Origin of the sequence: Pseudarthrobacter sp. N5, assembly GCF_050157035.1 — a bacterium.
Classification (GTDB): Bacteria; Actinomycetota; Actinomycetes; order Actinomycetales; family Micrococcaceae; genus Arthrobacter.
Genome location: NZ_CP189593.1, coordinates 1,023,352 through 1,045,472, shown reverse-complemented (window position 1 = coordinate 1,045,472; position 22,121 = coordinate 1,023,352). Strand labels below are relative to the sequence as shown.

Genomic DNA, 22,121 nt, shown 5'->3' with positions numbered 1-22,121 from the left:
AAACAATGACAACCATGATCCGCGCAGCCCGGCCCTGGGGTGGGCCGCCAAGCGATGTACTGATCGCCGATGGGAAGATTACCGAAGTCCTCAGCCACGATCCGCAGCGGCGAGCGGACACCATAGTCGAAGGACGCGGCCGGCTGCTGGTTCCTTCGTTTTCCGATGTCCACGTCCACCTGGACTCCACGCGGATCGGCCTGCCTTTCCGTGAGCACACCGGCGCCCCCGGCGTCTGGGCCATGATGATGAACGACCGGAAGAACTGGCGCAGCGCCGAAGTTCCGCTGCAGGAACGGGTCCGGAACACCCTGGGTTCAATGATCGCGCGGGGAACCACCCGAGTACGCAGCTACGCGCAAATCGACGTCGACTGTGGCCTGGAACGGTTCGAGGCAGTCCTTGCCGCCAAAGAACACTTCCGGGATCAGGCCGACGTCGAGATCATTGCCTTCCCGCAGGCCGGGCTGCTGCGCGAGGCCGGCACTCCGGCCCTGATGGAGGAAGCCCTCAAAGCCGGCGCCACGGTGATGGGTGGCATCGATCCGTGCACCCTGGACCGCGATCCGGTGGAGCACCTGAACATTGTCTTCGGACTCGCGGAAAAGTACCACGCTGCCGTCGACATCCACCTGCACGAACCGGGAGAGCTTGGTGTATTCAGCACCGATCTCATCCTGGAACGCACCCGGGCGCTCGGCATGCAGGGCCAAGTGACACTCTCTCATGCCTACCAGCTGGGCAGCGTCTCCGAGGCCACCACCCAACGGTTGATTGCAGAATTCGCGGAGCTGGATGTGTCCATGGCGTCCGTAGCCCCCTCGGTTTCAGGCATTCTGCCGCTCCCTCTGCTGGCCGAAGCCGGCGTGCGGTTCGGGCTGGGCGAGGACGGGCAGCGGGACTACTGGTCCCCCTATGGCAACACCGATATGCTGGACCGCACCTGGCAGCTTGCGTTCACCAACAACTTCCGGCAGGACGAGCTGATTGAGCACTGCCTGGCCATCGCCACCATTGGTGGGGCAAGCGTGCTGGATGCATCAAGCCAGCGCCTGAAGGGCACCGCAGATCGTCCGGGGCTGGAACCCGGTTCGCCGGCTGAGCTGCTGCTGGTGGACGGCGAAACCGTGGCAGCGGCCGTTATGGACCGCGGTAAGGACCGGACGGTAATCCACCGCGGCGCTGTGGTGGCCGATCAGCTGCGGCTGGTCTAGCAGCCGCCTTCCAACGGTTGTCAGGAACCCTTGGCCGGTTCCGCTGTTTCGACGGCGGAACCGGCTGTTGCCATTTCGGCCTCAGGCAGTGATTCAGCGTCCTCTCCCCCGTGGCACCTTTCCTGTCGGGTCCCTGACCGCCCGGAACCCGGCAGCCTGGCATCCGGCAGCCGGTATTTGGCTTCGCCGGAGCCCCCTATGTTCGGTCCGGTCGATGCGAATCGTCCGGCTACGGCCAGCAACAGGGCAACGCCTGCCAGCACCATGAAGCTGGTTTCCCATCCCCCAGTCAGCTGTTGCAGCATCCCTGCCAGCAGCGGACCCAGCGATGCAAGGGCGAAGCCGCTCCCCTGGCTCATGGCGGAGAGCCTGCCTGCGTTGAGAGGGCCGCTGGACCGGAGGACCATCAGGGCCATTCCCAGGCCAAAGCCGGCACTCTGCACTGCTCCGAGCAGCCCCACTGCCCAGAACTGCAGCCCTGCGGGAGCCATCAGGACACCCAGCAGGCCAGCCGCGATCAGCACACCGAGACCTGGCGTGATGATCTTCAGAATGGCGGGGCGGCTGGCCATGACGGGTGACAGCAGGCTCGCCGGCAGGCCCGCGATGCTGAACCAGGCCAAAAGTACAGCGGCGTTGGCCGGTTCAACACCTCTTGACAGCAGAAATGCTGAGAGCCAGGACGTGACGGCGAAATAAAGCATGGCCTGCAGCCCGAAGAACGCTGCCACCGCCAGGGCCGTCCGGTGCCGCCAGAGGGGCGCGGGCCGGGCAGATCCAGGTTCTGCTTTGCCCCGCCCAGCAGTCCGTCGCTCCAGCGTCCGTCGCTGCTTGGTCTGTCGCTCCAGTGTCCGCAGTGCTGCGGCGGCTCCCCTGTGGTGGACCACCGGGTTGGACCGTCCGGGCACGGTGCCTTCGCCGGTCCGCAGCATGAGGCCTCCGGCCAGCAAGGCAGGCACTGCCCATAGTGCCAGGGCCCACGGCAGGCTGCCGTTCAGGATCTGCTCGAGCGGGCGCATCAGTCCTGCGCCCATGGCCGCGCCCACGCCGAAGCCCATGGTGCACAGGCCTGTCCACCAACCTGTGCCGCCATGGGCTTTCAGAATCTGCGGGACCAGCACGCTGGCGGTCATGATGGCTGATCCGGCAAGGAATGTACCCGGGAGCAGCATCGCTGGCCCCAGGGCCCGGAGCAGGAGGGCACCGGCGAGGACCAGCAACGCCAGCGCCACTGCCCGGCCGGCACCCATGCGGCTTGCCAGCCACGGCCCCAGCGGCGCCGAGACTCCAAACGCCAGTACCGGCAGCCCGCCGAGCAGCGGCATCAGTTGCGGTTCCAGGCCGAACCGCTGTTCGATCTCCGGCATTACTGCCGCCACGGTGGTGATTGCCGGCCGGAGGTTTGTCGAGACAAGAATCAGAGCCAGCAGCATCAGCAGCGGACGCGCCATCCCCATGTTGCCTGGGCGGTCCCTGCGGACGGAAGACGGCAGCGTCACGATATCTCCAATGAAGAGCATTTGGTATACCAAGTAACTCTACCTTGAAAATCGGAAAAGTAAATTAGTCTGATATGCGCCAACACTGAGAGACTGCAGCAGTATCATTTCAGATTTGGAATACCAAATTCTTCAGTATGATCGGGCGGGATCTCTGACTGCGTTTTATCCGTTGGGCTCAGATCGCCTTTCCAGGGTTCAGGATGCCAGCCGGGTCAAACAGTGCTTTGATCCGGCGCTGCAGTTCACGGACAGGTTCAGGCTGTTCCAAGCCGAGCCAGCGCAGCTTGTACTGCCCGATCCCATGCTCGCCGGTGATAGTCCCACCCATTTCCAGAGCCACGGCGATTGAATCGTCCAGGGCAGTATTCAGCCGTTTCATCGTGCCCTCGTCAACAGTGCTGTCCGGCCTGTCCACCCAGAAAGTCGGGTGCAGATTGCCATCGCCGGCATGCGCCACTACTTTAAGTTTCACCTGGTGCGCCGCCGCCAGTTCCTGGAGGGTACCCACGTAATCCACCAGCCGTGACCGCGGGACTGCAACGTCTTCGCCCACGCGGTATTCGTCGTCCACTTCCACACCACGGCTGTTGCGGCGCAGTTCCACCAACTGTTCGGCTTCCGCACTCGCTTCGGTAGTCACCGTGGCGCCGCCCGCCGCCAGGACTTCACGTACCGCCTCCGCCTCCGCCGCAGCGCCGAAGCCGTCTGTTTGGATCAGAAGCAACGATGCACCGCGCGAGCTCAGGTCCGAGCCGTGGATTTCGTCCAGCTGGGCGAGCGATCCGCCGTCGAGAAGTTCCATGATGGCTGGCTGCACACGTGCCCTGCCCACTGCAAGGACGCCAGACGCGGCCAGCCGGAAATCCGGGTAGAACGCCGCGATGGTGTGCACTTCACGCGGCAGGTACTTGAGCCGGACGGTCACTCCCACCACGATGCCAAGTGTCCCCTCGGAACCTACGAACAGTCCGGTGAGGTCGTACCCGGCAACGCCCTTGAAGGTCTGGTGGCCTGTGTGGATCAGGGATCCGTCCGCCAGGACCACGTCGAGTGCCAAGACTGAATCGCGCGTCACGCCATACTTGGCACAGCGAAGACCGCCCGCATTCGTCGCCACATTGCCGCCGATGGTGGACATTCTGAAGCTGGCCGGATCCGGAGCATACATGAGCCCGTGTGCTGCCGCGGCGTCATTGAGGTCGGCGTTGATCACGCCGGGTTCAACGACAGCGGTCTCGTCATCAGCGTTGAGGTCCAGAATGCGGTTCATCCGTTCCAGGCCCAGGACGATGCAGCCCCGGCTGGCATGGGCGCCGCCGGAAACACCGGTGCCGGCGCCCCGTGCCACCACAGGCACACCGTGTGCGGCGCAGCTCCGCATCACAGCCTGGACATCCGCTATTGATTCGACCAATACCACTGCCAGCGGCAATTGGTAGTCGAGCACAGGGGCCTGGTCCACGGCATAAGCAGCCAGCGTGGGTTGGTCCACGGCGATCTTCGAGGGCTCCAGGATGTTTCTGAGCTCGTCAACAATGGTTTTCATGCCGCCTCCGGTTCAGTGATATCCGGCCTTCAGTCTAAAGCGCCGGGACAGCTCGCCCCAGGAGGTTTCGAAGCGCCGCTTAGGGTGCGATGCTTGCGTGGAAGGGCGCTTCCAGCATTTAAAGCGCTACCAGCTTTGGTCTAACCGCAGTCCTTCCGAGACCTGTGCCGAGACGGCATCTGGGTCATGGACCGCATCACGGCCGAGCTAAGCTGTGGAGTTCGCATCTGCCCTGGGTGTGAGCTCGAGTTCCATGATGATCTCGGATGTGGATGTATCCAGCGGATACGGCTCCCGGCGCCCGGTGTCTGTGAAGCCGTTCCGTTCATAGAAGGCCATAGCACGGGCGTTGTCTTCATGGACACCGAGCTGAAGGATACCGGCGCCGAGATCCTCCCTTGCCACCGTCACTGCTTCGTGCAGCAGCTCAGCAGCCAGTCCCGAACCTCGGAGTTCCGGAACCACATAAACGCTGACCAGCATGGCCTGCAGCGGCCTGTAAGTGTCTTGAGGTATTTTCACCACCACGCGCATCAGCGCAGACAGTTTCCCGCCCACAGCTCCGTGGTCAGCCACGAGCGCCACGCTGCCGGCAGTGGACATGGACGTTGCCCGTGTTCGCCATTGCATTTCGGTCTGGTTCCGGGCCGAGTCCAAGGCCTCAACATACGCCATGGGCGTATCCGTGATCATCTCCAGCCTGATATCACGCAACGCCTGCCATTCAGTGGCAGCGAGCCTGCGGACCGTTGGCATAAACCGTTCAGTCACCGGCATGGCCCATGAATCTCACAAAGCGTGCCAGCACGTCCGGCCAGCCGGCTTGGTAGTCCGCACGGGTACTTGCCGGGTCCTCGGCACCCTGCCAGCCGTTGTGTACCAGCCGGACTTCAGTGCCGCCGTCTACCCCAAGGAAAGCGACCCTCAGTTCCGTGGACCACAAGGCAGTCGAGCCGGGGTGCCATGTGGCGTGGAAGGACAACGGAGGTTGCCAGTCATCAATCGATCCCCAGATGGCTGTCCTGCCGTCGTCAGCCGTTTCGACGATCAGGTTCTCTTCAAACTCCACGTAGGAACCCGACCCGTAGACACTCTTAAGATCAAGGGGCCACCACAAATGAGTGTGGTCCGTAAACCCAACGAATGCCTGCGAAACCGGGCCCGGGACCACCACCGTGAAGATCAAAGGCTCCAGCCCATCAGAATCTACGGGCTGTTCCTTGTCCGAATCCGACGAGTGGCTGAAGAGGTTGCTCATGGGCACCAACTCTACCCGTGAGTCTGCGCCGGGGCGGTCGGTGCTGTTCTCAGCCGGCCTTGAGGATCGGTGGTTTGCGGTCCCTTAATTGCGTCTCTGTCACTGTGGCGGGTTTGTGTGGGTGTGTGGATGTGTGGGGTGTGGGGTGTTGGTGTGTGGGTGGTTGTTAAAGGGGTCAGGCCCCGACGTGTGTCGGGGCCTGGCCTTAATGGTTGTCCGGCGGTGTCCTACTCTCCCACACCCTCCCGGGTGCAGTACCATCGGCGCTGTGGGTCTTAGCTTCCGGGTTCGGAATGGGACCGGGCGTTTCCCCCACGCTGTGACCGCCGTAACCCTTTGTCCCGTCCCCGTTTCCCTGTGAGGGGTGCGGGGTGGGAAGTCTGTGGTTACAACTTCTGTGGTTCCACCGTTCCGGGCCTGGGCCGGGTGTGGCGGTGTTATGTAGTTGTGTGGTGTTTTTGTTCCCTGGAACAACGCTGCCGTGGGTACGGGTTTGTTGTTTGGGAACCACATAGTGGACGCAAGCAGTCTTGTTTCTTTGTACCGTTGTTGATGTGAACGTCTTTTGAATCCGTTCACCAATGGTGTGTGGTGTAAGTTATCGGCCTATTAGTACCGGTCAGCTTCACGAGTCGTTAGTCCTCGCTTCCACATCCGGCCTATCAACCCAGTGGTCTGGCTGGGGGCCTCTCACACACAAGGTGTATGGAAATCTCATCTCGAAGCGGGCTTCCCGCTTAGATGCTTTCAGCGGTTATCCCATCCGAACGTAGCTAATCAGCGGTGCACTTGGCAGTACAACTGACACACCAGAGGTTCGTCCGTCCCGGTCCTCTCGTACTAAGGACAGCCCTTCTCAAATTTCCTGCGCGCGCAGCGGATAGGGACCGAACTGTCTCACGACGTTCTAAACCCAGCTCGCGTACCGCTTTAATGGGCGAACAGCCCAACCCTTGGGACCTACTCCAGCCCCAGGATGCGACGAGCCGACATCGAGGTGCCAAACCATGCCGTCGATATGGACTCTTGGGCAAGATCAGCCTGTTATCCCCGAGTACCTTTTATCCGTTGAGCGACGGCCATTCCACAATGTACCGCCGGATCACTAGTCCCGACTTTCGTCCCTGCTTGAGATGTCTCTCTCACAGTCAAGCTCCCTTGTGCACTTACACTCGACACCTGATTGCCAACCAGGCTGAGGGAACCTTTGGGCGCCTCCGTTACTTTTTAGGAGGCAACCGCCCCAGTTAAACTACCCATCAGGCACTGTCCCTGACCCGGATTACGGGCCGAAGTTAGATGTCCAAAGTGACCAGAGTGGTATTTCAACGATGACTCCACCCGAACTGGCGTCCGGGCTTCAACGTCTCCCACCTATCCTACACAAGCCACTCCGAACACCAATACCAAACTATAGTAAAGGTCTCGGGGTCTTTCCGTCCTGCTGCGCGTAACGAGCATCTTTACTCGTACTGCAATTTCGCCGAGTTTATGGTTGAGACAGCGGGGAAGTCGTTACTCCATTCGTGCAGGTCGGAACTTACCCGACAAGGAATTTCGCTACCTTAGGATGGTTATAGTTACCACCGCCGTTTACTGGGGCTTGAATTCTCAGCTTCGCCTTGCGGCTAACCGGTCCTCTTAACCTTCCAGCACCGGGCAGGAGTCAGTCCGTATACATCGTCTTGCGACTTCGCACGGACCTGTGTTTTTAGTAAACAGTCGCTTCCCCCTGGTCTCTGCGGCCCCTGCACGCTCCCCACAGCAAGTGTGGTTCACGATGGGGGCCCCCCTTCTCCCGAAGTTACGGGGGCATTTTGCCGAGTTCCTTAACCATAATTCTCTCGATCGCCTTAGTATTCTCTACCTGATCACCTGTGTCGGTTTGGGGTACGGGCGGCTAAAACCTCGCGTCGATGCTTTTCTAGGCAGCATAGGATCACTGAATCCCCCCTTACGGGAGTCCCATCGGGTCTCAGGCATCATGAACAGCGGATTTGCCTACCGTTCGCCCTACATCCTTGGACCGGGACTACCATCGCCCGGCTCAGCTACCTTCCTGCGTCACACCTGTTAATACGCTTACCTCCCAGGATCAGGTCCCGCGCTCCACCAAAACCCTTCCATCCCGAAGGACGGTCAGGCAGGTCTCGGGCAGTTAGTATCCCCTGTTCAGCATGGACGGTTTTTCGCCGGTACGGGAATATCAACCCGTTGTCCATCGACTACGCCTGTCGGCCTCGCCTTAGGTCCCGACTTACCCAGGGCAGATTAGCTTGACCCTGGAACCCTTGATCATTCGGCGGACGGGTTTCTCACCCGTCTTTCGCTACTCATGCCTGCATTCTCACTCGTGTAGGCTCCACCGCTGGTTTACACCGCGACTTCACTGCCCACACGACGCTCCCCTACCACTCCAGACGCCTGAACCAGAAGAACAAGTCTCCGGCTTAGCTAATATCTGAAATCCACAACTTCGGCGGTGTACTTGAGCCCCGCTACATTGTCGGCGCGGAATCACTTGACCAGTGAGCTATTACGCACTCTTTTAAGGATGGCTGCTTCTAAGCCAACCTCCTGGTTGTCTTCGCAACTCCACATCCTTTCCCACTTAGCACACGCTTAGGGGCCTTAGTTGGTGGTCTGGGCTGTTTCCCTCTCGACTATGAAGCTTATCCCCCACAGTCTCACTGCTGCGCTCTCACTTACCGGCATTCGGAGTTTGGCTGACGTCAGTAACCTTGTAGGGCCCATTAGCCATCCAGTAGCTCTACCTCCGGTAAGAAACACGCAACGCTGCACCTAAATGCATTTCGGGGAGAACCAGCTATCACGAAGTTTGATTGGCCTTTCACCCCTACCCACAGCTCATCCCCTCCATTTTCAACTGAAGTGGGTTCGGTCCTCCACGACGTCTTACCGTCGCTTCAACCTGGCCATGGGTAGATCACTTCGCTTCGGGTCTAGATCACGCCACTGCAACGCCCTGTTCAGACTCGCTTTCGCTACGGCTTCCCCACACGGGTTAACCTCGCGACGTAACACTAACTCGCAGGCTCATTCTTCAAAAGGCACGCCGTCACCAGAATCAGACTGGCTCCGACGGATTGTAAGCACACGGTTTCAGGTACTGTTTCACTCCCCTCCCGGGGTACTTTTCACCTTTCCCTCACGGTACTGGTCCGCTATCGGTCATTAGGGAGTATTTAGGCTTATCAGGTGGTCCTGACAGATTCACACGGGATTTCTCGGGCCCCGTGCTACTTGGGATACTCTCCAGGCGGTACACAACATTTCGGTTACGGGGCTCACACCCTCTCTGGCCGGCCTTTCAAGACCGTTCACCTATGCCTGTACTACTCACCTCACTGTCCCGGCAGAGACAGAACGGAAAGTCCCACAACCCCGACCATGCAACGCCCGCCGGCTATCACACATGGAACGGTTTAGCCTGATCCGCGTTCGCTCGCCACTACTGACGGAATCACTGTTGTTTTCTCTTCCTGCGGGTACTGAGATGTTTCACTTCCCCGCGTTCCCCCCACGCACCCTATGTTCAGATGCGGGTCACCAGGCAGCTCGCGCCCCTGGCGGGGTTTCCCCATTCGGACACCCTGGGATCACAGTCCGGTTATCGACTCCCCCAGGCTTATCGCAGATTCCTACGTCCTTCTTCGGCTCCTAATGCCAAGGCATCCACCGTGTGCTCTTAAAAACTTGACCACAAAAGATCAAAAAAACTAATTCACGAGAGAACCACGAAAACATACCCACACGAACGCACACCCCCGAAAGGACACACGACGCACAGATAAGATCCAGGTTCATATTCTTGGAAATTGCTTCTTATAAAAGATGCTCGCGTCCACTATGTAGTTCTCAAACAACAACCCCAAACCACACACCCCACACACAACCCCCGAAAGGGACACATGCATGATCGCTGCAGCCAGGAAACCAGAAACAAACAAACCCACACCACACACCCGCACCCCCCACAAAAAGGAGATACAGGCATACGCCATGACCCTGTTGCCTCAGGACCCAACAGTGTGCCAAACACTAAACCACCAACCCCCGCCGGCACCGTTCCACGCACCCGCACCCTCCCGAAGGAAAACACAGACACCGTACTAGGCACCGGAAAGAACCGGCAACCGCTATTTGCTGATATTCCACCCATGAGCACCCGCCGCGGAACTTCCGTCCGCGAAACGGGCTGTACTCCTGACAACCCCCACACCCCGCATACACGGGGAACAGGACATTGTAGGTGCTCCTTAGAAAGGAGGTGATCCAGCCGCACCTTCCGGTACGGCTACCTTGTTACGACTTAGTCCCAATCGCCAGTCCCACCTTCGACAGCTCCCTCCCACAAGGGGTTAGGCCACCGGCTTCGGGTGTTACCAACTTTCGTGACTTGACGGGCGGTGTGTACAAGGCCCGGGAACGTATTCACCGCAGCGTTGCTGATCTGCGATTACTAGCGACTCCGACTTCATGGGGTCGAGTTGCAGACCCCAATCCGAACTGAGACCGGCTTTTTGGGATTAGCTCCACCTCACAGTATCGCAACCCTTTGTACCGGCCATTGTAGCATGCGTGAAGCCCAAGACATAAGGGGCATGATGATTTGACGTCGTCCCCACCTTCCTCCGAGTTGACCCCGGCAGTCTCCTATGAGTCCCCGCCATAACGCGCTGGCAACATAGAACGAGGGTTGCGCTCGTTGCGGGACTTAACCCAACATCTCACGACACGAGCTGACGACAACCATGCACCACCTGTAAACCGACCGCAAGCGGGGCACCTGTTTCCAGGTATTTCCGGTTCATGTCAAGCCTTGGTAAGGTTCTTCGCGTTGCATCGAATTAATCCGCATGCTCCGCCGCTTGTGCGGGCCCCCGTCAATTCCTTTGAGTTTTAGCCTTGCGGCCGTACTCCCCAGGCGGGGCACTTAATGCGTTAGCTACGGCGCGGAAAACGTGGAATGTCCCCCACACCTAGTGCCCAACGTTTACGGCATGGACTACCAGGGTATCTAATCCTGTTCGCTCCCCATGCTTTCGCTCCTCAGCGTCAGTTAATGCCCAGAGACCTGCCTTCGCCATCGGTGTTCCTCCTGATATCTGCGCATTTCACCGCTACACCAGGAATTCCAGTCTCCCCTACATCACTCTAGTCTGCCCGTACCCACCGCAGATCCGGAGTTGAGCCCCGGACTTTCACGGCAGACGCGACAAACCGCCTACGAGCTCTTTACGCCCAATAATTCCGGATAACGCTTGCGCCCTACGTATTACCGCGGCTGCTGGCACGTAGTTAGCCGGCGCTTCTTCTGCAGGTACCGTCACTTTCGCTTCTTCCCTACTGAAAGAGGTTTACAACCCGAAGGCCGTCATCCCTCACGCGGCGTCGCTGCATCAGGCTTGCGCCCATTGTGCAATATTCCCCACTGCTGCCTCCCGTAGGAGTCTGGGCCGTGTCTCAGTCCCAGTGTGGCCGGTCACCCTCTCAGGCCGGCTACCCGTCGTCGCCTTGGTGAGCCATTACCTCACCAACAAGCTGATAGGCCGCGAGTCCATCCAAAACCACAAAAAGCTTTCCACCCCCACCATGCGATGAGGAGTCATATCCGGTATTAGACCCAGTTTCCCAGGCTTATCCCAGAGTTAAGGGCAGGTTACTCACGTGTTACTCACCCGTTCGCCACTAATCCCCCCAGCAAGCTGGGGTTCATCGTTCGACTTGCATGTGTTAAGCACGCCGCCAGCGTTCATCCTGAGCCAGGATCAAACTCTCCGTTGAAGTAAAACAAAAACAGACACAACCAACACCCCCGGGAAAACGGGGCATGCCGACTGCACAAAATTTGAAACCAGCTGTAAAAACCAGACCCCAACCACGGGGTGGCAGGATCCGGCAAATTCAACCAATTCATATAAAATAAACCGGTATCAACAAACTTGGCACACTATTGAGTTCTCAAACAACAGACACACCCGGCACCACCAGGACCAAACCACAGTCCCGGATCGCTCCGGAGCAACTTCACAAACTTACCCGCTAGCTTCACCCTAGTCAAATCGGCGTTCCTGACTCATTTTTGCCCGTGGCATCTGTGTCATTTTCACCGACCAACTCCGGGGAGCAGCGCGGGTATCTACTCTACCACCACTTTACCGGGATGCCAACACGGCCGGGATGACGGCCCCAAAAGCCCGGAATCACGCGGATTCCGGGCTTTGGATGCCGCTGCCAGGTGGGGCCGGCATCAAGGACAACTACATGAGTCCGCTGGCGGGTTTGAAGTAGGCGGCACCGAGTGGGGGCAGCGTGACGCTCAGGGTGGCCGGTTGACCATCCAGTCCTTGGGCAACTGCTGTCAGCACTCCGTCGTTAGCCACTCCCGACCCCCCATAAGCCACATCATCGGTATTCAGCACTTCGGTCCAGCCCCCTGCGGCCGGCACTCCGATGTCATAGCCGTGGTGCGGACCGCCTGAGAAGTTGACGGCGCACACCAGCGGGTTGCCAGCCGTATCCCAGCGGATGAACGTCAGGACATTGCGGTCCGCGTCGCCACCGTTGATCCACTGGAAGCCGCCGGGTTCGTTGTCGCGCGAATACATCGCCGGCGTGGAGCTGTAGAGCTCGTTCAGCTCCTTGGTCAGCAGTTGCACGCCACGGTGGGCAGGGATGTCCGCCAGCCACCAGTCCAAGCCGTGCTGTTCAGACCACTCCGCTTCCTGCCCGAATTCCGTGCCCATGAAGATGAGCTGCTTTCCGGGGTGCGCCCACTGGTAGGCGAGGAAGGCTCGGAGGTTGGCCAGCTGCTGCCAGCGGTCGCCGGGCATCTTGCGGAGCATGGAGCCCTTACCGTGCACCACTTCGTCGTGGCTGATGGGAAGGAGGAAGTTTTCCGTGAACGCATAGACCATCGAGAACGTAACCGTCCCATGGTGCCATTTGCGGTTGACCGGATCCTCCGAGGCGTACTTGAGGGAGTCGTGCATCCAGCCCATGTTCCACTTGATGCCGAATCCCAGCCCACCCTGGCTGGTGGGTGCCGTTACACCCGGGAAGGCCGTGGATTCCTCGGCAATAGTAACTGCGCCCGGGTGCGTCTTGTAGACCGTGGCGTTGACCTCCTGCAGGAATGAGATGGCCTCAAGGTTTTCGCGTCCGCCAAAACGATTGGGCTGCCACTGGCCTTCCTCGCGGGAGTAGTCGAGGTACAGCATGGAGGCGACCGCGTCCACGCGCAGTCCGTCGATATGGAACTCGTCGAGCCAGTACAACGCATTGGCAACCAGGAAGTTACGCACCTCCGTGCGGCCGTAGTCAAAGATCAACGTGCCCCAGTCCGGGTGCTCGCCAAGGTTGGGGTCAGCGTGTTCGTAGAGCGGCTCGCCGTCAAATTGCGCAAGGGCCCAGGCATCCTTGGGGAAGTGGGCCGGGACCCAGTCAAGAAGGACTCCGATGCCGGCCTGGTGGAGCGCGTCGACGAGGTAGCGGAACTCATCAGGATGCCCAAATCGCGATGTCGGTGCGAAATACGACGTTACTTGGTAGCCCCAGGATCCGCCGAAGGGGTGCTCAGCCACCGGCATTAACTCCACATGTGTGAACCCGAGCCACTGCACGTACTCGACCAGTTCCTTGGCGAGTTCTCGGTAGCTCAGGCCAATCCGCCAGGATCCGAGGTGGACCTCGTACACACTCATGGGAGAGTTGTGCGGATCGCGGTCAGCCCGCGCCGTCATCCAGTCGGAGTCTTGAAACTGGTAGTGCGAATCAACCACCCTGGACGCGGTGAGAGGCGGAACCTCAGTACCGAACGCCAGGGGATCAGCCTTCTCGACCCAGTGACCGCCCTTGGTCTTGATCTCGAATTTATAGCACGCACCTGCTACAACACCCGGGAGGAACACTTCCCAGACGCCGGAGGAGCCAAGCGAGCGCAAGGAGTTCTGCCTGCCGTCCCAGGCGTTGAAATCGCCCTTGACGCGGACAGCCTGGGCATTGGGTGCCCACACAGCGAAGGAGACGCCGTCAACGTCCCCGAGGGACGATTTGTAGTGCTGGACATGCGCGCCCAACACTTCCCAGAGTTTTTCGTGGCGACCCTCGCCGATCAGGTGCAGGTCCACCTCCCCAATGGTCGGCAGGTACCGGTAGGCGTCATCCGTGGTTATGGGAGGGACGCCCTGGTACGTCACTTCCAGCCGGTAGTCCGGCACATGACCCTGCTGAAGCGGATCAAGCACCGCGGCCCAGACGCCGTCGGCTTCATGCGCCATGGGCACGGAACCGGCGGCGGTCACGACGGAGACAGACGTAGCCAGATGCTTGACGGCGCGGATGGTGACGTGGCCGTGATCGTCCAGGTGCGCGCCAAGCACCGAGTGTGGTGCATGATGCTCACCAGCCGCGATCCTGCCCAGGGTGTCTGCGTCCACGTGAAGCGGCACACGGGGCCGATCGGTACGTGCTGAGCCTGTCATTTTGTTACCTTCCGCTGCCGCTCCGGCCGGTTCGCCGGAGCTTGTACCGCTGAGGAGCTGCCTGGACGCATTTACCGGAATAGCCAGCCAATCCGGCCTGTTGCGCAGCTCATAAACAACTTCATATAGGGCCTTATCCAGCCACAATGCCATAAAGAGCGGCGAGCGGCGGTCAACGGTCCCCGGTGTGACTTCTGCATAACCTTCAAGGAATGCCTCGGCGCAGTCATCAGCCCAGGTTCCCGGAACCCTGACGCCCTGGCGCTCACGCTCAGCAGCGCCCGCGGCATAGTCGAAGGACCGCAGCATGCCCACGACGTCGCGGAGCGGAACATCGGGAACGTTCCGTTCCGAAATGGGGCGAAGAGGCTCGCCTTCAAAGTCCAGGATCGCCCAGCGGCCTGGCTCCCCGGCAGGACCGGGAACCTGCAGAATCTGGCCAAGGTGGAGGTCGCCGTGAATCCGCTGCAGCGGACCGGAGTGGCTTCCCTCCAGTTGCTTGAGAAGACCGCCCAGTTCCCTGCCATAGGGCCCGACGACGGCACCCGCCTCAATCCAGGACTGACGGACCCGCTGGGCTACTGCGGGGGCAATGTCCCTGCCGGGAACGGACTCCTCGGACAATCCCAGGGTCTCAGCGAGCCTGCGATGAACTGTGGCGGTGGCTGCCCCGAGGGCACGGGCTTCGTTGGTGAAATCGATTCCGGCCAGGGCTGCGTCTACGGCCAGCCGCCATGCATCGCGGCCACCGGCAAGGAACTCGTGGGCCACTGCCAGCTCGCCATGGGTGGGACGGGAGCCGTCCGGTGCATTGGGCCCGGCGGCCCAGCTGCCCCGGACCCAGCCCAAAGTGGCCGGAACTTCCGATGCGCCAGCCGCTGTGAGCGCCGCGCCCACTTCAACCTCCGGATTCCGGCCCCCGGAAAGTACCCGGAAGAATTTGATGATCGCGGCGGACCCGCCGTCGTCAACAATCACTGAACTGTTGGACTGTTCACCGGACAGCACCCGGACCATGCCGGTAGCCGTGGGCAGCCGGTAGCCGGAGGAGACCAGGTGGCCGGTGGCGGCGCCGGCCGTCGAAATACCGTCGTTGCGCATCAGCTCCAGACATTCGGAAATGAACACGGGATCGTGCACTGCATCGTAAATCCAGCGGTTGCCCAGCTCAGGGCGGATGCCTTCGGCGATCAGCGCGCGCTCCAAGCCTTCCAGCGGCGCGCCACGATAGCTGAGCGGAACCTGCACCACATCGCTGCGCGTGCCGCCGCTGGCCACCGGAGACGTCACGGCGATCAGGAGAACTTCCAACCCGGCCTGCCCGGACGGGTCCTCCAGGCCCAGACCACCCACACGCGCCAGCGTGAAGTCCCCTGACTTCACCGGGAACCAGCGCTGGCGCGGCAGCCACTCCCTGAGCAGGGCTGCAAGTGAGGGCGTGAGCATGGCTTGCGTCACGTCAGCCGTCGATGGGCAGAATTGGCAGGGCCTGCGTATACGGGGAAGCCGGGTTGGATGTGGCAGACCGGACCCGCAGCCAGAAGAAATCGTGGCTGCCAAGAGTCAGGGTCAGGGCGCCGTCGGCTGCGATGCCGGGAAACGGCTGGCCGCCGAAGACGTCCCGGAGCCCGCGCCCGGCGTATTGCGGGATGTGCAGGGTGGCGGCGACCGGGTGCTGGGACAGGTTGAACGCACAGAGAACGGATTCGCCCTCCACACCGGAGGCATCGTCCTCCGGCAGTTCGCGCAGGTATGCGAGCACAACATCGTGGTCCGCCTCAACGTGCGTGAATCCGCCAAGACCAAAGGCAGGATGGTTCCTCCGGACGCTCAGGATCTGGCGGGTCCAACGAAGGAGCGAGCCTGAGTGGGCGGCCTCGGCCTCCACGTTGGCCATGCTGTAGTTGTATACCAGCGACTGGTTGACCGGAAGGTATAGCTTGCCTGGATCCGCGTTGGAGAAACCGGCATTGCGGTCCGGATTCCACTGCATTGGGGTGCGGACGGCGTCGCGGTCCTCTAGCCAGATGTTGTCACCCATGCCGATCTCGTCGCCATAGTAGAGGAACGGGCTGCCCGGAAGAGAGAGAAGCAGAGCATTGATCAGCTCGATTTCAGCCCTGGAGTTGTCAAGCAGCGGAGCCAGCCGGCGCCTGATGCCGATGTTGGCCCGCATCCGGGGATCCGGCGCGTACCAGCCGAGCATCGCGGCACGTTCATCCGGAGTGACCATCTCCAGCGTGAGTTCGTCGTGGTTCCGCAGGAATGTCCCCCACTGGGCCCCCTCGGGAATGGCCGGAGTGTCGTGCATGGTCTCGATGATGGGCGCGGCCTTCTGATCCCGCAGCGCGTAGTAGAGCCGCGGCATGATGGGGAAGTGGAAGGCCATATGGCATTCCGGTTCTTCCGCGGTGCCGAAGTATTCAACCACCTCGTTGGGCGGCTGATTGGCTTCAGCGATGATGACCCGGCCTGGGTAGCTTTCATCCACCATGCTCCGCAGCTTGCGCAGGAAGTCGTGGGTCGCCGGGAGGTTCTCGCAGTTGGTGCCCTCCTCCTCGAACAGGTACGGGATGGCATCGGCACGGAAGCCGTCTATGCCCTGGTCCAGCCAGAACCTCACCACGTCAAAGAGCGCGTCGATCACTTTGGGGTTCTCAAAATTGAGATCCGGCTGGTGGCTGAAGAACCGGTGCCAGAAAAACTGGCGCCGGATGGGATCGAAGGTCCAGTTGGATTCCTCGGTGTCCACGAAGATGATGCGGGCGTCCTGGTACTTCTCGTCGGTGTCGCTCCAGACATAGAAGTCCCCGAACGGTCCTTCGGGGTCCTTGCGTGATTCCTGGAACCAGGGGTGCTGATCGGAAGTGTGGTTCAGCGGGAGATCGATGATGACCCGGACGCCACGGGCGTGCGCCTCTGCTACGAGCCGCTTGAAGTCGCTGATGGTGCCGAATTCGTCCAGCACAGAGTTGTAGTCGGAGATGTCATAGCCGCCGTCCCGGAGCGGGGACTGGAAGAACGGCGGCAGCCACAGGCAGTCGACGCCCAGCCACTGCAGATAGTCAAGCTTTTCGATCAGGCCATGGAAATCTCCGGAACCATCCCCGTTGGCGTCCGCAAATGCCCTGACCACAACCTCATAGAAGACGGCCTTCCGGTACCACAACGGATCATGCTGAAGCCCTGGCGCGTTCAGCTCGAATGTGCCTTTGGGGGTGAAGTGCTGGCCGGTGTTCTGCGGAATGAAACTCACTGACGCTACCTTCGAATGCTCAGAATGTGTGCCGGTTCAACGTGCGCGTCCAGGCGGACGTAGTTGTATTCGCCCCATTCCCAGGTCTCGCCGGAGATCAGATCGTCCACCCTGAAACCGCCGTTTGGTGTGCACTCTTCCGGATCCAGATGGAGGGCTGCCAGGTCCAGGGAGACAGTGCTTTCCCTCGTGCCGTGCGGGTCCATATTGACCACAACAATGAGGGTGTCCTTGGAACCGTCCGGCAGCGTCTTGTGCTTCGAGTACACGATGGTGGCGTCATCAGTGCTGTGGTGCAGCGTGAGGTTCTGCAGGTCACCGAGCGCCGGGTGTGAGTGCCGGATCTCGTTGAGCCGGGTCAGGTACGGGGCCAGGGAACGTCCGGACTCAGCCGCGGCGTCCCAGTCCCGCGCCTTGTACTCGAATTTCTCGTTGTCGATGTACTCCTCCGCGCCGGGCCGGGCCACGTGCTCGTAGAGCTCATAACCGGCATAGACGCCCCAGAGAGGGCTGGCCGTGGCAGCGAGCGCCGCGCGGATCTTGAAGGCAGCCGGGCCGCCGTACTGCAGGTACTCAGTGAGGATATCCGGAGTGTTAACAAAGAAGTTGGGCCGGAAATAGGCAGGGGACTTGTGGCTGACCTCGGTGAAGTACTCCTCCAGCTCCTCCTTGGTATTCCGCCAGGTGAAGTACGTGTAGGACTGCTGGAAACCAGCCCGGCCCAGAGCGTGCATCATGGCGGGCCGCGTAAATGCCTCTGCCAGGAACACCACATCCGGGTACTTCTTGTTAACCTTGCCGATCAGCCATTCCCAGAACCACACCGGCTTGGTGTGGGGATTGTCCACGCGGAAGATCTTTACGCCGTGGCTGATCCAGAGCTGTACAACCCGCAGGATTTCCTTGGACAGCCCTGTTGGATCGTTGTCGAAGTTCAGCGGGTAGATGTCCTGGTATTTCTTGGGCGGATTCTCCGCGTAGGCGATACTGCCGTCCACCCTGGTGGTGAACCACTCCGGGTTGGATTCCACCCACGGGTGGTCCGGCGCTGCCTGCAGTGCCAGATCCAGGGCGACTTCCAGCCCCAGTCCCCGTGCGCGGGCCACAAAGGCATCGAAGTCCTCGAAGGTCCCGAGGTCCGGGTGGATGGCGTCATGTCCGCCCTCCTTCGCCCCGATGGCCCATGGCGAGCCGGGATCGTCCGGGCCGGCGAGCAGCGTGTTGTTGGGGCCCTTGCGGTGCTGCGCGCCGATCGGGTGGATGGGGGGCAGATAGATGACGTCGAAGCCCATGGCAGCCACTGCATCCAGCCGCTTGGCGGCAGTTCGGAACGTGCCCGAGGACCACCTGCCCGTAGCAGGATCCCGCACGGCGCCCTCTGACCGCGGGAAGAATTCGTACCAGGCGCCGCGTCCGGCAAGATCCCGTTCCACGTGAAGCGGGAACTGCTCGGAGGCAGTCACCATTCCGCGGATGGGCTGGCGTCCGACGACGGCGGCGACGTCGGCGCTGAAGCCTGCGGCCAGGCGCTGCTCGGCAGATGTGGTGGTATCGGCCAGGGCTGCAGCGGCAGCACGCAGCGTGCGCCTGTCGGCGGCACTCCGGGAGTCGTCGTCGGCCGCTTCACCCAACAGTGCAGCGCCTTCGGCAAGCATCAGCTCCACGTCGATGCCGGCCGCCACTTTGACCTCGGAGTTGTGGTGCCAGGTCCCGTAGCGGTCGTGCCAGGCCTCGATCAGGAAGGACCAGTTACCGGTGCCTGCCGGGGTGAGGATTCCTTCCCAGCGATCGGTCCCCTTGCCGCGGTCCCCCGGCGGCGGCGACAGCCGGACCCGCTGGCGTTCCTTGCCCTTGGAATCCAGCAGCACGGCGCTGACGCCGAGCTGATCGTGCCCCTCACGGAAAGAAGTGGCCCCGACGACCAGCCCTTCACCCGGCAACGCCTTAGCGGGGAACTTGCCTCCCTCAACCACAGGCTGCACATCAGTGATGGGGAACCGGCCGAACCGCAGGCCGTCAGTGATCCGGCCCTTTGGCTTTTGCTTGGCTGAGGCAGTGGTTCTCGTGTTAGTGGTCACAGGCTCGACGTTAGCGAGAAAAGTACCAATATGCGAAGGATGCACGCATTTTCCAGAGTGCAATGTGTCATTTACCTAAAAGAAACCAAAACCTGCTCCTGCGGCCCATCTTGTCCGTTAGTGTGACGCAGGTGAAGGCAATCCGCAGATTTACCGTCCGTACCGTTCTCCCGGAATCTATCCGGCCGCTGGCCCGGTTAGCCAGCAACCTGCGCTGGTCATGGCACCGGCCCACGAGGGAACTTTTCGAAGCGCTCAACCCGGTGCTCTGGCAGGAAAGCGCCCACGACCCCGTGAAGTTCCTGGGCCTGGTCAGCCGCGAGGACATGCAGCGGTTCGCTGCCGACGGGGACGTGGTCAGCCGGGTCCGGGCGGCTGCCGAGGATCTGGACAGGTACCTGGAGCAGCCCCGCTGGTATCAAAGCCTGGGCGAGGATGCCCCGGTGTCCATCGCCTATTTCTCCCCCGAGTTCGGTATCACCGAAGTCCTGCCACAGTACTCCGGTGGCCTCGGCATCCTGGCCGGAGACCACCTCAAGGCGGCCTCGGACCTGGGCGTGCCGCTGATCGGCGTCGGCCTGCTCTACCAAGCGGGTTACTTCAAGCAGTCCCTGTCCCGCGACGCCTGGCAACAGGAAACTTACCCGGTGCTGGATCCGGACGGATTGCCGCTGACCCTGCTCCGCGAACCATCTGAAGACGGCAATGGCAGGCCCATCCAGATTTCACTTCCGCTCCCGCACGGGCGCCGGCTGCTGGCGCACATCTGGCGTGCCGACGTCGGACGCGTCCCCTTGCTGTTGCTGGACTCCAACGTTCCGGGAAATGACGAGGCCGCGCGCGGCATAACAGACCGCCTCTACGGCGGCGGAGGGGACCAGAGGCTGCAGCAGGAACTGCTGTTGGGTATGGGCGGGGTGAAGGCCTTGCGCATCTATCAGGGGCTGACTGGTGTGGCAGCACCCGAGGTATTCCACACCAATGAAGGCCACGCGGGGTTCCTGGGAATTGAACGGATCCAGGAGCTGATGTCCACCACCCAGCCTCTCACCTGGGAAGAGGCCCTTGCGGCCGGCCGGGCGTCCACGGTATTCACCACGCACACGCCCGTGCCTGCCGGCATTGACCGCTTCGAGACATCCCAGATCCAGCACTTCTTTGAGGCAGGGCTGGCGCCCGATGTTCCCGTGGAAAAGATCCTTGACCTCGGACGCGAGGACTTTGAGGACGGCAACCCCTTTGTATTCAACATGGCGGTCATGGGCCTGCGGCTGGCCCAGCGGGCCAATGGCGTGGCCAAACTGCACGGCGTGGTGTCGCGCGGGATGTTCTCCGCCCTGTGGCCGGGATTCGACCATTCCGAGGTTCCTATTACCTCGGTGACCAATGGCGTTCACGTGCCCACCTGGGTGGACGCCCGCGTGTCCAAGCTGGCCAGGGACCAGTTCGGCGCCGAAGCGGAGGCATTGGGCCGCTGGGACCTCGCTTACAACGTGAGTGACGAGGATGTATGGGCCCTGCGCCGCGAAATGCGCGTCTCGCTGGTGGAGGATGTCAGACGCCGCCTGCGTGCGGCCTGGAAAAAGCGCGGAGCGGCGGACGCGGAGCTGGCCTGGACCGACAGCGTGCTGGACCCGGATGTGCTGACCATCGGCTTCGCGCGGCGTGTGCCCACCTACAAACGCCTCACGCTTATGCTGCGCAATCCCGAGCGCCTCAAGGCACTGCTGCTGCACCCCACCCACCCCATCCAGATCGTGATCGCCGGAAAGTCTCACCCTGCGGACGACGCCGGCAAGAAGATGATCCAGGATCTGGTCCGGTTCACCGACGATCCCGCGGTACGGCACCGGATCGTGTTCCTGCCCAACTACGACATCGCCATGGCCAGGACCCTTTTCCCCGGCTGTGACGTGTGGCTGAACAACCCGCTGCGGCCGCTCGAGGCCTGCGGCACCTCCGGCATGAAGGCGGCGATCAACGGATCGCTCAACCTTTCGGTGCTGGATGGCTGGTGGGATGAAATGTACGACGGCGAGAACGGCTGGGCAATCCCCACGGCCAATAACGACGCGTCGCCGGAAGAACGCGACGATATTGAAGCCTCCGCGCTCTACGAGCTGCTGGAAACCCAGGTTGCACCGCGCTTCTATGGCTCAACCGTGTCCGGGGCTGCGGGCGCAGCCGGCCCCTCGCAGTCCGGCCCGGAGAAAGTTCCCACGCACTGGGTATCCATGATCAAGCACACCCTGGCACACCTGGGGCCGGCAGTTTCCGCGGACCGGATGCTTCGGGACTACGTCAACATCCTGTACCGCCCGGCGGCCATCGCCGGACGCCGGGCCGTGGCGGACTCCTTCAAGGAGGCCAGGACGCTGGCGGCCTGGACCTCGAAGGTCCGGGCAGCGTGGCCTCAACTGCAGGTGGAACATGTGGACTCCGTGGGCGTTTCCGAGGACCCGCAGATCGGCGACACCCTCCAAGTCAACGCCTACGTGGGGCTGCACAAGCTTTCCCCGGAAGACGTTTCCGTTGAGGTTGCCTACGGCCGGGCCGAGGACAGCGACGAACTGGCGGATGTGACAGTGGTGGAGCTTAAGTCCGCCGAGGACCTCGGTAACGGGCGGCATCTGTTCAGCGGGTCCCTCGTGATCGACCGCTCAGGGTCCTTCGGCTACACTGTCCGCGTTTTCCCAAAGCACGAGGCGCTGGCTTCCAAAGCCGAGCTGGGTCTGATCGTCAACGCATAGTACCCGCGCC

The 22,121-nt window shown here is 61.3% G+C and carries 9 protein-coding genes and 3 rRNA genes; 2 read left to right on the top strand and 10 right to left on the bottom strand.

The genetic code is table 11. The features are described from left to right. Window positions 1–5 precede the first annotated feature (5 nt). A complete protein-coding gene (locus ACQCST_RS05260; protein ID WP_426998268.1) occupies window positions 6–1,214 on the top strand; it encodes an amidohydrolase in 1,209 nt (402 codons plus the stop codon). A gap of 20 nt (window positions 1,215–1,234) precedes the next feature. Here the strand turns inward: ACQCST_RS05260 and ACQCST_RS05255 are convergent, their stop codons facing one another. The 10 genes from ACQCST_RS05255 to ACQCST_RS05210 form a co-directional block, all read right to left on the bottom strand. Beyond that, window positions 1,235–2,713, bottom strand: a complete 1,479-nt coding sequence (locus ACQCST_RS05255) for an MFS transporter (protein WP_426998267.1) — start codon at window positions 2,711–2,713, stop codon at window positions 1,235–1,237. 178 nt (window positions 2,714–2,891) lie between these two features. Continuing rightward, the gene (locus ACQCST_RS05250; RefSeq protein WP_426998266.1) at window positions 2,892–4,262 is read right to left on the bottom strand and encodes an FAD-binding oxidoreductase; all 1,371 of its coding nucleotides are present in this window, start codon (window positions 4,260–4,262) and stop codon (window positions 2,892–2,894) included. Between the two features lie 207 nt (window positions 4,263–4,469). After that, a complete protein-coding gene (locus ACQCST_RS05245; protein WP_426998265.1) occupies window positions 4,470–5,039 on the bottom strand; it encodes a GNAT family N-acetyltransferase in 570 nt (189 codons plus the stop codon). Next, complete coding sequence (locus tag ACQCST_RS05240) at window positions 5,026–5,520, bottom strand: SRPBCC domain-containing protein (protein WP_426998264.1); 495 nt, start codon at window positions 5,518–5,520, stop codon at window positions 5,026–5,028. Before ACQCST_RS05240 ends, ACQCST_RS05245 begins: the two co-directional genes overlap by 14 nt. Before the next feature lie 214 nt (window positions 5,521–5,734). Then, window positions 5,735–5,851: ribosomal RNA gene (gene rrf / locus ACQCST_RS05235) — 5S ribosomal RNA — on the bottom strand. Between the two features lie 257 nt (window positions 5,852–6,108). Further along, window positions 6,109–9,243 (bottom strand): 23S ribosomal RNA (locus ACQCST_RS05230). 561 nt (window positions 9,244–9,804) lie between these two features. Beyond that, window positions 9,805–11,328: ribosomal RNA gene (locus ACQCST_RS05225) — 16S ribosomal RNA — on the bottom strand. The 16S, 23S and 5S rRNA genes sit together here, the layout of an rRNA operon. Window positions 11,329–11,804: 476 nt before the next feature. Then, entirely contained in the window at window positions 11,805–15,485 is a 3,681-nt protein-coding gene (locus ACQCST_RS05220) for a 1,4-alpha-glucan branching enzyme (RefSeq protein ID WP_426998263.1), read from the bottom strand. A 1-nt stretch (window position 15,486) separates the two neighbouring features. After that, the gene (gene treS / locus ACQCST_RS05215; protein WP_426998262.1) at window positions 15,487–17,283 is read right to left on the bottom strand and encodes a maltose alpha-D-glucosyltransferase; all 1,797 of its coding nucleotides are present in this window, start codon (window positions 17,281–17,283) and stop codon (window positions 15,487–15,489) included. Window positions 17,284–17,288: 5 nt separating this feature from the next. Next, window positions 17,289–19,361 carry an alpha-1,4-glucan--maltose-1-phosphate maltosyltransferase gene (locus ACQCST_RS05210; RefSeq protein ID WP_426998261.1) on the bottom strand — a complete coding sequence of 691 codons (2,073 nt, stop codon included), beginning with the start codon at window positions 19,359–19,361 and terminating at the stop codon, window positions 17,289–17,291. A gap of 131 nt (window positions 19,362–19,492) precedes the next feature. Here ACQCST_RS05210 and glgP point away from each other — a divergent pair, with 131 nt between their 5' ends. Continuing rightward, window positions 19,493–22,111, top strand: coding sequence for an alpha-glucan family phosphorylase (glgP, locus tag ACQCST_RS05205; RefSeq protein ID WP_426998260.1), 2,619 nt, complete (start codon window positions 19,493–19,495; stop codon window positions 22,109–22,111). Window positions 22,112–22,121 lie beyond the last annotated feature (10 nt).

Bases quoted from the DNA above. Each gene is read 5' to 3' on its own strand.
- ACQCST_RS05260 (WP_426998268.1), top strand. From the start codon at position 6: ATGACAACCATGATCCGCGCAGCCCGGCCCTGGGGTGGGCCGCCAAGC.
- ACQCST_RS05250 (WP_426998266.1), bottom strand. From the start codon at position 4,262: ATGAAAACCATTGTTGACGAGCTCAGAAACATCCTGGAGCCCTCGAAG.
- ACQCST_RS05245 (WP_426998265.1), bottom strand. From the start codon at position 5,039: ATGCCGGTGACTGAACGGTTTATGCCAACGGTCCGCAGGCTCGCTGCC.
- ACQCST_RS05240 (WP_426998264.1), bottom strand. From the start codon at position 5,520: ATGAGCAACCTCTTCAGCCACTCGTCGGATTCGGACAAGGAACAGCCC.